A 14,253-nucleotide genomic window follows, 5' to 3' on the forward strand; every position below is an offset into this window, starting at 1 on the left:
ATGTCAGAACATGAAATTTGGGAAAAAGTCCTTACCTTGGCTCAAGAAAAAGTAAGTTATCCTAGCTATCAAACTTTTCTAAAAGATACCAAACTGCATTCATTAGAAAATGATGAGGCGGTCATTGTTATCGATGATCCATTTGTAGCCAATTGGTTAAAATCGCATTATGTTGAGATTATTCAAACCGCATTATATGAGGCAATTGGTCATGAAATTATGCCAGTATTTTATTCAGAAGACGAATTAGCAAATATGCAATCCGGTTCTTCTGAACAAAATTCAAATCAATCGCATCAACCTAAAGACACATATGAATCTGGTGTTGATGAAGCAAGAATTGGCGATGAACAATTTAATATGCATAATACTTTTGAAACATTTGTCATAGGTCCGGGCAATAGATTTCCACACGCTGCAAGTTTGGCTGTTGCAGAAGCACCAGCACAAGCATACAACCCACTATTTATCTATGGTGGCGTAGGATTAGGAAAGACACATCTAATGCATGCCATTGGTCATTATGTGTTAGCCAATAATCCAGATGCGAAGGTCATTTATACATCTAGTGAAAAATTCACGAACGAATTTATTAAATCGATACGTGATAACAAAACAGAGCAATTTAGAGAGAAATACCGTAATATCGATGTTTTGCTAATTGATGATATTCAATTCATACAAAATAAAGAGCAAACACAAGAAGAATTTTTCCATACATTCAATGAATTACATCAAGCGAATAAGCAGATCGTCATTTCTAGTGATAGACCACCTAAAGAAATTGCTAAATTAGAGGATCGCTTGCGTTCACGCTTTGAATGGGGCTTAATCGTTGATATTACACCACCAGATTATGAAACTCGAATGGCGATTTTGCATAAAAAAATCGAAGAAGAAAACTTAAATATTCCATCAGAAGCATTAACTTATATAGCTAATCAAATTCAATCGAATATTCGTGAATTAGAAGGGGCATTAACGCGTGTACTAGCCTTTTCTAAATTACAGGGACAACCGATTACGACTGAATTAACGGCTGCTGCACTAAAAGATATTATTCAAGCACCAAAATCAAAAAAAATTACAATTCAAGATATACAAAAAATCGTTGGCCAATACTATAGTGTGAAAATCGAAGACTTTAGTGCTAAGAAACGTACCAAGTCAATCGCATACCCACGCCAAATTGCAATGTATTTGTCGCGTGAGTTGACTGATTTCTCACTACCGAAAATTGGAGAGGAATTTGGAGGTCGTGATCATACTACGGTAATTCATGCACATGAAAAGATACTCAAAGATATTAATAATGATCCGACGTTTAAACAAGAAGTAGAAAATCTTGAAAAAGAAATTAGAAATCAATAAAAAAGCTGTAATATAACAGATTAATTATGTGAATTTGAGGAATAACGTTAATAACAGACAATTTTTAAAATGTGGATAATGTGCAAAAGTAATACACACTACACACAAGTTATCCACAATAGCTAAACGATGTCACCATTGAAAAAATTTCGGTTATCCACTAATTCACAAGCCCTACTACTATTACTACGGTTTTAAAACCTATATAATTTATTTATAAACGACTGGAAGGAGTTTAAAAATGATGGAATTCACAATTAGAAGAGATTATTTTATTAATCAATTAAATGACACACTTAAAGCCATCTCACCAAGAACTACATTACCTATCTTAACTGGTATAAAAATTGACGCTAAAGATAACGAAGTAATACTTACTGGATCTGATTCAGAAATTTCAATTGAGATTACAATCCCTAAACAAGTTGACGGAGAAGATATTGTTGAAATTTCAGAAACTGGATCTGTTGTACTTCCTGGTCGTTTCTTCGTAGACATTATAAAAAAATTACCAGGTAAGGAAGTTAAACTTTCTACAAATGAACAATTCCAAACATTAATTACATCTGGTCATTCAGAATTTAATTTAAGTGGATTAGATCCTGACCAATATCCATTACTACCACAAGTATCAAGAGATGATGCAATTCAATTATCAGTAAAAGTGCTTAAAAACGTGATAGCACAAACAAATTTCGCAGTGTCCACGTCAGAAACACGCCCAGTACTTACTGGTGTGAACTGGCTTATACAAGAAAATGAATTAATATGCACAGCTACCGATTCACATCGCTTAGCCGTGAGAAAAGTCGCATTGGAAGATAGTTCAGAAAATAAAAATGTCATTATTCCAGGTAAAGCATTATCAGAACTAAATAAAATTATGACTGATAGTGAAGAAGACATTGATATCTTCTTTGCTTCAAACCAAGTATTATTCAAAGTTGGAAATGTAAACTTTATTTCACGTTTATTAGAGGGGCATTATCCAGATACATCACGTTTATTCCCTGAAAACTATGAATTCAAGTTAGGTATTAATAACGGTGACTTCTATCATGCCATTGATCGTGCTTCGTTATTGGCACGTGAAGGCGGCAATAACGTTATTAAATTAAGCACAGGTAATGAACTTGTAGAACTTTCTTCAACTTCACCTGAAATTGGTACAGTTAAAGAAGAAGTAAGTGCAAACAATGTTGAAGGTGGTAATCTGAAGATTTCATTCAACTCTAAGTACATGATGGATGCATTAAAAGCAATCGATAATGACGATGTTGAAATAGAATTCTTTGGGACAATGAAACCATTTATTCTAAAACCAAAAGAAGACGATTCTGTGACACAATTAATTTTACCAATCAGAACGTATTAAATTTGAGCATAAAATTATAAGTATTATCCAAACAGATCTAGACGGAAAATGTCTAGGTCTGTTTTTTGTGTAAATTAGATTTGAAACTGTGAATGATAAAAGAATAAGTTGTTATTTATTGAGAGGATATATTTTAAAAGCAATTTAAAGGGTATGTGAGTTATTTTCAAAATAAAATGGATAAATCATACCTAATTATTAAAATGAAGCTAAAAACATGCTTAAAATGCCTCTATGAATTGGTGAATTATTACAAGTGAATACTCGCTATAAAAACGAGATAATTTTAAATTAAATAATTAGCATTTTGAAATAAATAGTATTTATAAAGAAAATGAATAAACTGACTTAAAATTTGTTATAATATTAAGTGTAAAACAATCGAGATAAGCACATTTCGAAAGCAGATGCTGAAAATAGTTAAAATATATTGAAAGAAAGCGATTTCCAACTGTATTTTGCATGAAATTTAGCGCTAAAAAATGTATAATATATTAATGAGCTTATAAAGAAATGGAGTGGTTGATTTGGTTGAAGAAGTAATTGTTGATGGTGACATCACATTAGGACAATTTCTAAAGACAGAAGGTATTATCGAATCTGGAGGCCAAGCAAAATGGTTCTTACAAGATTTTGAAGTCATGATAAATGGCGAACGTGAAACACGTCGAGGTAAAAAACTAAATCATCGAGATAGCCTAGAGATACCTGAAGTCGGTTCGTTTTTAATCATTCAACAAGGTGAAGAATGAAATTAAAGACGCTTCAGCTAGAGCATTATCGAAACTATGAGTCCATTTCTATAGAATGTCATCCTGAAGTCAATATCTTAATTGGTGAGAATGCGCAGGGCAAGACGAATCTACTAGAATCTATTTATACACTTGCACTAGCTAAGAGTCACCGTACATCAAATGATAAGGAACTTATACGTTTTGACAATGACTATGCTAAAATAGAGGGTGAACTCAGCTATAGATATGGCGATATGCCATTGACGATGTACATCACCAAAAAAGGCAAACAAGTAAAAATCAATCACTTAGAACAAAGTAGACTAACTCAGTATATTGGTCATTTAAACGTTGTATTATTTGCGCCAGAAGACTTAAATATTGTTAAAGGTTCGCCTCAAGTGAGACGTAGATTTATCGATATGGAATTGGGGCAAATTTCTGCAGTGTATCTCAATGATTTGTCGCAATATCAACGTATCTTAAAGCAAAAGAATAACTATCTTAAGCAGTTGCAATATGGACAAAAGACAGACACTACTATGCTAGAGGTCTTAAATCAACAGTTTGCGGAATATGCGCTGAAAGTAACTGAGCGTCGTAAGCATTTTATACGAGAATTAGAATCATTGGCTAAACCGATTCATTCGGGAATCACAGATGAACGTGAAACGTTGTCTTTAAAGTATTTACCTAGTATAAAGTTGGATGATGACGACAGAAGTGATTCGGAACGTCTAGAGGAAGTCTTAACATTGCTTAACGACAACATGGAACGTGAGAAAGATAGAGGTGTCTGTTTATACGGTCCACATCGTGATGACCTTGGCTTTGATGTCAACGGTATGGATGCACAGACATATGGTTCGCAAGGTCAACAAAGAACGACTGCCTTATCGATTAAATTAGCAGAAATAGAGTTGATGAATATCGAAGTAGGTGAGTATCCAATTCTATTGCTAGACGATGTTTTGAGTGAGTTAGATGATTCGCGTCAAACGCACTTATTAAGCACGATACAACATAAGGTTCAAACATTTGTAACGACAACATCAGTTGATGGAATAGATCATGAAATTATGAAGAACGCTAAACTTTATCGCATAAATCAAGGCGAAATTATAAAGTAACAGAAAGTGAAGGTGGAAGCATTGTCAGATGTGAATAACACGGAAGATTATGGTGCTGGACAGATTCAAGTATTAGAAGGACTCGAAGCGGTCCGTAAACGACCTGGTATGTATATCGGTTCTACTTCTGAAAAGGGCCTACACCATTTAGTGTGGGAAATCGTTGATAATAGTATCGATGAGGCGCTTGCCGGATATGCAGACAAGATTGAGGTTATCATCGAAAAGGATAACTGGATAAGAGTTACCGATAATGGTCGTGGTATCCCCGTAGGTATGCACGAAAAGATGGGGCGTCCAGCGGTTGAAGTTATCTTAACAGTACTTCATGCTGGTGGTAAATTTGGTGGAGGCGGATATAAAGTCTCTGGTGGATTACACGGTGTAGGTTCGTCTGTAGTAAACGCATTGTCTGAAGATCTTGAAGTTTATGTACATAAAGACGAAAAGATTTATCATCAAGCATATAAAAAAGGTGCGCCACAATTCGACTTGAAAGTGATTGGCGAAACAGATGAAAATACAGGTACTGAAATACGCTTTAAAGCAGACCCAGAAATCTTCACTGAAACGACGACTTATAATTACGAAACATTACAACAACGTATTAGAGAGCTTGCTTTCTTAAATAAAGGTATTACGATTGTGCTCAGAGATGAGCGTGAAGAAGAAGTAAGAGAAGATAGTTATCACTATGATGGTGGTATTAAATCTTACGTTGAAATGCTAAATGAAAACAAAGAACCACTTCATGAAGAACCTATCTATGTTCATCAATCAAAGGATGATGTAGAAGTAGAAATCGCATTGCAATATAACAGTGGTTTTGCGACTAATTTATTAACTTATGCAAATAACATTCACACATATGAAGGTGGTACACACGAAGAAGGATTTAAACGTGCGTTATCACGTGTGTTAAATAGTTATGGGCTTAATAGCAAAGTGATGAAAGAAGATAAAGAACGTTTATCTGGTGAGGATACACGTGAAGGGTTGACAGCAATTGTATCAATCAAGCACGGTGATCCACAATTTGAAGGGCAAACTAAGACGAAACTTGGTAACTCTGAAGTACGTCAAATTGTAGATAAGCTATTCTCTGAGTTATTCGAAAGATTCTTATATGAGCATCCACAAGTTGGACGTATCATCGTTGAGAAAGGAATTATGGCGTCTCGTGCACGACTTGCTGCTAAAAAAGCACGTGAAGTGACACGTCGTAAATCGGCATTAGAGGTTTCAAGTTTACCAGGTAAACTTGCAGACTGTTCTAGTAAAGATCCGGAGCGCAGTGAAATCTTTATTGTTGAGGGTGACTCTGCCGGGGGGTCTACGAAATCAGGTCGTGACTCAGAAACTCAAGCAATCTTACCTTTACGAGGAAAGATATTAAATGTTGAGAAGGCACGTTTAGATCGTATCTTAAATAACAATGAAATACGCTCTATGATAACTGCATTTGGTACTGGAATTGGTGGAGAATTTGATTTGAGTAAAGCGCGTTATCATAAGATCATCATCATGACGGATGCAGACGTCGATGGGGCCCATATTAGAACGTTATTATTAACATTCTTCTATCGCTTTATGAGACCGTTATTAGAAGCGGGTTATGTTTATATTGCACAACCACCATTGTTTAAATTAACGCAAGGTAAACAAAAATATTATGTGTTTAATGACCGTGAATTAGAAAAACTTAAAGCAGAGTTAGATCCTAATCCAAAATGGTCTATTGCACGTTACAAAGGTCTTGGTGAGATGAACGCGGATCAATTGTGGGAAACTACAATGAATCCAGAAAACCGAGCGATGTTACAAGTATCATTAGAAGATGCGATTGACGCAGACCAAACATTTGAAATGTTAATGGGTGACGTTGTAGAGAATCGCAGACAGTTTATTGAAGATAACGCAGTTTATGCAAACTTAGATTTCTAAACCGATGAACTGAATTTTTGAAGGAGGATATCTTGATGGCTGAATTACCTGAATCAAGAATTAATGAACGGAATATTACGAATGAGATGCGCGAATCGTTTTTAGATTATGCGATGAGTGTTATCGTCTCACGTGCTTTACCAGATGTTAGAGATGGTTTAAAACCAGTACATCGTCGTATTTTATATGGATTGAATGAACAAGGTATGACACCTGACAAGTCATATAAGAAATCAGCACGTATTGTCGGAGATGTAATGGGTAAATATCACCCACATGGTGACTCATCTATTTACGAAGCAATGGTAAGAATGGCACAAGATTTCAGCTATCGATATCCTTTAGTTGATGGTCAAGGTAACTTTGGTTCGATGGATGGTGATGGCGCAGCGGCCATGCGTTATACGGAAGCACGTATGACGAAAATCACGTTAGAATTACTGAAAGATTTGAATAAGGATACAATCGACTTTATCGATAACTATGATGGTAACGAAAGAGAGCCGTCAGTCTTACCTGCTAGATTCCCTAACCTATTGGTCAATGGGGCATCAGGTATTGCGGTTGGTATGGCTACAAATATTCCACCACACAACCTTACAGAGGTTATCAATGGTATTTTAAGTTTAAGTTATAACTCAGATATCACAATTGCAGAATTAATGGAAGATATCCAAGGTCCTGATTTCCCTACTGCCGGTTTAATTATGGGTAAAAGTGGTATCCGCCGTGCATATGAAACAGGTCGTGGTTCAATACAAATGCGTGCACGTGCTGAAATTGAAGAGCGCGGTGGCGGTCGCCAACGCATCGTTGTTACAGAAATTCCTTATCAAGTAAACAAGGCAAGAATGATTGAAAAAATTGCTGAATTAGCACGTGATAAGAAAGTCGAAGGTATAACAGACTTACGTGATGAAACGAGTTTACGTACAGGCGTAAGAGTCGTTATTGATATTCGAAAAGATGCGAATGCGAGTGTTATTTTAAATAACTTATATAAACAAACGCCATTACAAACATCATTTGGTGTAAATATGATTGCGCTTGTAAAGGGTAGACCAAAGCTGATTAATTTGAAAGAAGCTTTAGTAGAGTACTTAGAGCATCAAAAAATCGTCGTTAGAAGACGTACAGAATATAATTTGAAAAAAGCACAAGACCGTGCCCATATCTTAGAAGGCTTACGAATTGCGTTAGATCATATCGACGAAATTATCACGACAATTCGTGAATCTGATACTGATAAAGTAGCTATGGCTAGCTTGCAAGAACGCTTTAAATTAACTGAAAGACAAGCGCAAGCAATACTTGATATGCGTTTGAGACGTTTAACTGGTTTAGAGCGAGACAAGATTGAAGAAGAGTATAATAACTTAATTGCATATATTAAAGAATTGGAAGAAATTCTTGCTGATGAAGAAAAGTTATTACAAATCGTTCGTGATGAACTTATTGAAGTACGTGAGAAATTCGGTGATGATCGTCGTACTGAAATACAATTAGGTGGTTTAGACAATATTGAGGATGAGGATTTAATTCCTGAAGAGCAAATTGTTATCACTTTAAGTCACAATAACTATATTAAACGTTTACCAGTTTCTACGTATAGAGCACAACATCGTGGAGGTAGAGGCGTCCAAGGTATGAATACGTTAGAAGAAGACTTCGTGAGTCAACTTGTGACATTAAGTACACATGATAACGTGTTATTCTTTACCAATAAAGGTCGCGTATACAAACTTAAAGGTTACGAGGTACCAGAGTTATCACGTCAATCTAAAGGTATCCCTGTTGTTAATGCGATAGAATTAGATAACGATGAGGCCATTAGTACAATGATTGCCGTTAAAGATTTAGAAAGTGAAGAAGATTACTTAGTATTTGCGACACGTAAAGGTATCGTTAAACGTTCAGCATTGAGTAATTTCTCTCATATTAACAAAAACGGTAAGATAGCTATCGGCTTCAAAGATGACGATGAACTGATTGCAGTTCGTTTAACTGATGGTGAAGATGATATTCTTATCGGTACATCACATGCGTCATTGATTCGCTTCCCAGAAAGCGCATTGCGTCCATTAGGTCGTACTGCAGCTGGTGTTAAAGGTATTACTTTAAGAGAAGGCGATCGCGTAGTAGGTTTAGATGTAGCGAAATCGGATAGTAATGATGAAATTTTAGTTGTTACGGAAAATGGTTACGGTAAACGTACACCAGTAAATGACTATCGTCTATCCAACCGTGGTGGTAAAGGTATCAAGACTGCAACAATCACAGAACGAAATGGTAATATCGTTTGTATTACAACAGTCAACGGTGAAGAAGACTTGATGGTTGTGACTAATTCAGGTGTAATCATCCGTATTGATGTTCAAGATATTTCTCAAAATGGTCGTGCTGCTCAAGGTGTAAGATTGATTAAATTGAGCGACGAACAATATGTATCAACAGTAGCTAAAGTCAGTGAAGATGACGAAGAACCTGCAGATACAGAAGCAACGACAGCTGAAGGTTCTGATGAAGCAACTGATGTAAGCTCAGAAGCAATGATTGAAGGAGACGCACCAGGTAATACAATTCATACAGAAGTAACAGACAATAGTGATGAATCCGTAGATGGTGAAGATGGCGAGCGTCAAGAATTAAGACAAGACTTTATGGATCGTGTCAATGAAGATATAGAGAACGCTGACAACGACAATAATGACGATACAGAATAACTAATTAAATAAAATAAAGATAGAAGGCAGTTTCCAGATTTGGGAACTGCCTTTTCTGTTGTTTGATGTAACAATAACAATAGCTGGAATATGTGATTAACCAGGTAGCAGATTATATTGGTTACACGAACAGTTTATACATATCTTAGATAAGAATAATTATGTGGAGCTAGGAAAAACATATAATACAATTAACTAATTAGAATGTGAATATGAAATAGCATGATACTGATTAAGTATAGAAAGTGGATTATGATTATAACGTTTTGTTTACAGTAGACAACAGTGTGAAAGGTTGACGACAAAGGTATTAAAAGGCTTTTTATCAACGTTTTTAGAGGTGTTGGATTGTTTGGGTTTACATGTGTAAATATAAAGTGGTAGCACTGATATTAATAAAAAGACCCATCATCATATGTTAGATGATAGGTCCTTGTATGTGGATTATATTAATTTTCTAATGATTTCATAACGCAAGGTATTTCACTGATTAGTCTTGAAGGTGGAACAACATACATCTTTTCTGATAATTGTTCTCCAATTAAACTATGCACATATGCAGCACTTGTTACCGCTTCTTCAATATCATTGAATTGTCCAACAAAGCTAGTAATCATACCTGCTAATGTATCACCCATACCACCAGTTGCCATAGCTGGTGTACCGATTGGTAATTTGTATTCATTTTGTTTAAAGTAAACTTCAGTGCCATGTTTCTTTAAGACGATTGTTGCTCCAATGCGATCAGCCGCTTCTCGATTACGCTCATAAGTTTGTTCTTCAATTGGAATGCCACTTAGACGTTCCCATTCCTTTTGATGCGGCGTGAAAATGACTCTACATGTTGGAATTTCTGGTTTCAATTTACTGAAGATTGTAATGGCATCTCCATCTACAATAAGCGTTTGGTGTGGTTGAATATTTTGTAATAGGAATGTGATAGCATTGTTTCCTTTGAAATCACAACCTAAACCAGGACCGATTAAGATACAATCCGTATTTTCGATCATTTTAGTTAACATCTTAGTATCATTGATATCAATAACCATTGCTTCTGGACAACGAGAATGTAATGCAGCATGATTGGTAGGATGTGTTGCTACCGTGATTAAACCACTGCCGCTATATACACAGGCACGTGCAGCTAACATGATTGCACCACCTAAATTCACATTACCACCTATTAAAAGAATCTTACCATAATCACCTTTATGTGTTTCATCTTTTCTTTTAGGAATGTTTACTGATGATAAAGTTTCCAAATTGAAACCTCCTTTTTGAGTTATATAGTCATTCAGATTATTTAATATAGATAACCCAATTAATTCACTAATTGGAAGGTTGTCATGTAGTTATTTTTTATATTCTTGCTACCCCACTTGTTCTTATAAAAAATATCGTCTAAGACCTAATTTTTAATTCCTTTTTATAAATACAATAGAGTATATTATACCTGCTTTGCCCTTTAGTCAATAGTTAAAATGATAAGAAAATGTTTGTTTACGATAAATTAATATTAAGTAAAACTTTACCCTATTAAATCAGTAATTTAATACCATATTACGGATATTTCAAAAGCTATTGTTTATAGAAAATTGTAAGCGTATACTCGTGTTAATTGTTATAGCACTTAAAATAAAGGAGATGGGAAAATGACATTACAATTAACAGGGGATACATTGACGATTTCGGATATTAAACAATTCTTAAGTGATGAAGATAAAGTTGAAGTGACAGCTGCAGCATATGAACGTGTTAAACAAAGCCGTGCAACTGTTGAAGATATAATCGCTAATAAAGAAACAATATATGGAATTACAACAGGTTTTGGATTGTTTAGTGATGTACGTATCGATGAAGGTGAATACAATCAACTTCAAGTAAATCTCATTCGTTCTCATGCTTGTGGTATTGGTAAACCATTTTCTGAAGAAGTTGCATTAGTGATGATGTTGTTGAGATTAAATACCTTATTAAAGGGGCATTCTGGAGCGACGGTCGATTTAATTGAACAACTCATATTTTATATCAATAATCGAATTATACCTGTCATTCCGCAACAAGGCTCACTTGGTGCTTCAGGAGATTTAGCACCACTATCTCATTTAGCTTTAGCACTTATCGGTGAAGGTAGTGTTTATTTCAATGGAGAGGAAGTAGACAGTCGGTACGTCTTAAATAAATTGAATCATCAATCGTTACAATTACAAGCTAAAGAAGGTTTAGCATTGATTAATGGGACTCAAGCGATGACTGCGCAAGGTGTAATCAGTTATATTGAAGCGGAAAGTTTAGCCTATCAATCTGAATGGATTGCTGCGTTTACACATCAGGCTTTAAACGGCATAGTAGATGCCTATAATGAGCATGTACATAAAGTTAGAAACTTCCAAGAACAAATGGAAGTAGCAGAGCGTATGTTAGACTGGCTAGAAGGCTCTGAATTGACAACACGTCAAGGTGAAATACGCGTGCAGGATGCCTATACTTTACGCTGTATTCCACAAATTCACGGAGCAAGTTTCCAAGTATTGAATTATGTTAAGGAAAAATTAGAATTTGAAATGAATGCTGCTAATGACAACCCACTTATCTTCGATGAAGGTGATGAAACACTTGTGATATCTGGGGGTAATTTTCATGGTCAGCCCGTAGCCTTCGCATTAGACTTCTTAAAGCTCGGAGTGAGCGAATTAGCTAATGTTTCAGAACGTCGTTTAGAACGCCTAGTCAATCCACAATTAAATAACGGATTGCCTGCTTTCTTAAGCCCTAAACCAGGATTGCAAAGTGGTGCTATGATTATGCAATATGCCGCTGCTAGTTTAGTCTCAGAAAATAAAACACTTGCCCATCCTGCTAGTGTTGACTCAATTCCCTCTTCTGCCAATCAAGAAGATCATGTATCTATGGGGACAATTGCTTCACGTCACGGATATCAAATTATTGAAAACGCAAGACGTGTCTTAGCAATTGAAGCAATTATAGGCTTGCAAGCAGTTGAGTATAAAGACATCGATAAACTGTCGCCTAAAACGTATGATAAATATCAAACTTTACGTCATATTTGTCCATCAATTACAGAAGATCGACAATTTCATAAAGATATTGAAGCAGTTGCACAATATTTACGTGATGCTGCATATAATGAATAAAATAAGTTGTTATAAATAAGCTCTCTCTTGAAAATAATAATGTTATTTGCTATATTTAAAACAACTTAATAAGATATTGTTCGTGGGACAAGTAGTATTAATATCGTGATTTCAGAGAGCTTGTGGTTAGTGAGAACAAGTAATCATGTTTAATATGAATCTACCTACTTATATGTGAACAATCGGTTTTAGCCGTTATTTTAGTGAGAGCGCAGTCTATAATGACTGTTAAATAGGGTGGCAACGCGTCAAGACCACGTCCCTTGTAATTAGGGGATGTGGTCTTTTTTTGTTACTATCCAATAGATATAAATTTGATGAGAGGATGAAATCATATGTTAGATATAAAATTATTCCGTAGTGAACCTGATTTTGTTAAAGAAAAAGTTGTAAAACGTGGTATGGAAGAAAGTGTTGTGGATGATGTTTTAGAATTGGATGACAAACGTCGTCAACTTATTGCACAAGCTGAGGAAATGAAAGCTGAGCGTAATAAAGTCAGTGGTGAAATCGCGCAAAAGAAGCGTAATAAAGAAGATGCAGATGATGCCATTGCTGCAATGCGTAAATTAGGTGATGAAATTAAGGTATTGGATGATACTTTAAACCAAGTTGATCAAGAATTAAATGATAAATTGTCACGCATTCCAAATGTAATTCAAGATGATGTACCTGAAGGTGCTTCAGATGAGGATAATGTTGAACTTAAACGTTGGGGAACACCTCGTGAATTTGACTTTGATGCAAAAGCACATTGGGATTTAGTAGAAGATTTAAAAATGGTTAACTTTGAACGCGCTGCAAAAGTTTCAGGTGCACGTTTCGTATTTTTAACAGGTGAAGGTGCGCAACTAGAACGTGCGTTAATGAACTATATGGTCACAAAGCATACAACACAACATGGTTATACTGAAATGATGGTACCACAATTAGTAAATGCTGATTCAATGTATGGTACAGGTCAATTGCCTAAATTTGAAGAAGATTTATTTAAAGTTGAAAAGGAAGGTCTATACACAATTCCAACTGCGGAAGTACCATTGACGAACTACTACCGTAATGAAATTATTGGTCCAGATGAATTACCAGCGAAATTTACTGCACAGTCAGCATGTTACCGTAGTGAAGCAGGATCAGCAGGTAGAGACACACGTGGTTTAATTCGTTTGCATCAATTTGATAAAGTTGAAATGGTTCGCTTTGAAAAGCCAGAAGATTCATTTGATGCATTAGAGGAAATGACAACACATGCTGAAGCAATTCTCGAAGAATTAGGCTTACCATATCGTCGTGTAATCTTATGTACTGGAGACATTGGCTTTGGTTCAAGTAAGACATTTGATTTAGAAGTATGGTTACCAAGCTATAATGATTATAAAGAAATCAGTTCTTGTTCAAACATTACTGACTTCCAAGCAAGACGTGCGAATATTAGATTTAAACGAGATAAAAATGCTAAGCCAGAATTAGTACACACGTTAAATGGTAGTGGTTTAGCAGTAGGTAGAACCTTTGCTGCTATTGTCGAAAACTATCAAAATGAAGATGGTTCAGTAACTGTTCCAGAAGCTCTTGTTCCTTATATGGGTGGCAAGACTGTAATTAGACCAGTTAAATAATTAAAATGAAATAATAAATGAAGCGTCGGAGATGTACAGTTCTCTGACAAATGAAAAGGCAATTTCTTTTGAGATTGCCTTTTTATTTATAACGATTTATACAAATTGTGTTTTTTCAGTATGGTGATTTAGCAATAAGACATATCGACCTAACTATTAATTAGGTGAACCATATTAATACAAAATATTGAACAAATTTTTA

General features: G+C 35.3%; 9 protein-coding genes and 1 other annotated feature. Of the genes, 8 read left to right on the forward strand and 1 reads right to left on the reverse strand.

Features of this window, described 5'->3' with window-relative positions:
- From dnaA to gyrA, 6 genes are all read left to right on the forward strand, one after another.
- Entirely contained in the window at positions 1 to 1,371 is a 1,371-nt protein-coding gene (gene dnaA, locus JN168_RS00005; RefSeq protein ID WP_042737791.1) for a chromosomal replication initiator protein DnaA, read from the forward strand.
- A 241-nt stretch (positions 1,372 to 1,612) separates the two neighbouring features.
- Positions 1,613 to 2,746, forward strand: a complete 1,134-nt coding sequence (gene dnaN / locus JN168_RS00010; RefSeq protein ID WP_082039157.1) for a DNA polymerase III subunit beta — start codon at positions 1,613 to 1,615, stop codon at positions 2,744 to 2,746.
- 518 nt (positions 2,747 to 3,264) lie between these two features.
- Entirely contained in the window at positions 3,265 to 3,498 is a 234-nt protein-coding gene (gene yaaA / locus JN168_RS00015) for a S4 domain-containing protein YaaA (RefSeq protein ID WP_182475075.1), read from the forward strand.
- A complete protein-coding gene (recF, locus tag JN168_RS00020) occupies positions 3,495 to 4,610 on the forward strand; it encodes a DNA replication/repair protein RecF (RefSeq protein WP_279526002.1) in 1,116 nt (371 codons plus the stop codon). The genes yaaA and recF overlap by 4 nt, the downstream gene beginning before the upstream one ends.
- A gap of 12 nt (positions 4,611 to 4,622) precedes the next feature.
- Positions 4,623 to 6,554 (forward strand): DNA topoisomerase (ATP-hydrolyzing) subunit B, encoded by a 1,932-nt coding sequence (gene gyrB, locus JN168_RS00025; protein WP_182475074.1) that lies wholly within the window; start codon positions 4,623 to 4,625, stop codon positions 6,552 to 6,554.
- Between the two features lie 35 nt (positions 6,555 to 6,589).
- The gene (gene gyrA / locus JN168_RS00030; RefSeq protein ID WP_232153372.1) at positions 6,590 to 9,277 is read left to right on the forward strand and encodes a DNA gyrase subunit A; all 2,688 of its coding nucleotides are present in this window, start codon (positions 6,590 to 6,592) and stop codon (positions 9,275 to 9,277) included.
- Between the two features lie 449 nt (positions 9,278 to 9,726).
- Here the strand turns inward: gyrA and JN168_RS00035 are convergent, their stop codons facing one another.
- Positions 9,727 to 10,539 (reverse strand): NAD(P)H-hydrate dehydratase, encoded by an 813-nt coding sequence (locus JN168_RS00035; RefSeq protein WP_042737796.1) that lies wholly within the window; start codon positions 10,537 to 10,539, stop codon positions 9,727 to 9,729.
- Positions 10,540 to 10,929: 390 nt separating this feature from the next.
- Between JN168_RS00035 and hutH the strand changes: the two genes are divergently transcribed.
- Entirely contained in the window at positions 10,930 to 12,432 is a 1,503-nt protein-coding gene (gene hutH, locus JN168_RS00040) for a histidine ammonia-lyase (RefSeq protein ID WP_279526003.1), read from the forward strand.
- 69 nt (positions 12,433 to 12,501) lie between these two features.
- Positions 12,502 to 12,699 (forward strand) — a binding site (T-box leader).
- Between the two features lie 68 nt (positions 12,700 to 12,767).
- Positions 12,768 to 14,051, forward strand: coding sequence for a serine--tRNA ligase (serS, locus tag JN168_RS00045; protein ID WP_107641859.1), 1,284 nt, complete (start codon positions 12,768 to 12,770; stop codon positions 14,049 to 14,051).
- The last annotated feature ends 202 nt before the right edge of the window (positions 14,052 to 14,253 follow it).

Origin of the sequence: Staphylococcus gallinarum, assembly GCF_029774255.1 — a bacterium.
Lineage (GTDB): Bacteria > Bacillota > Bacilli > Staphylococcales > Staphylococcaceae > Staphylococcus > Staphylococcus gallinarum.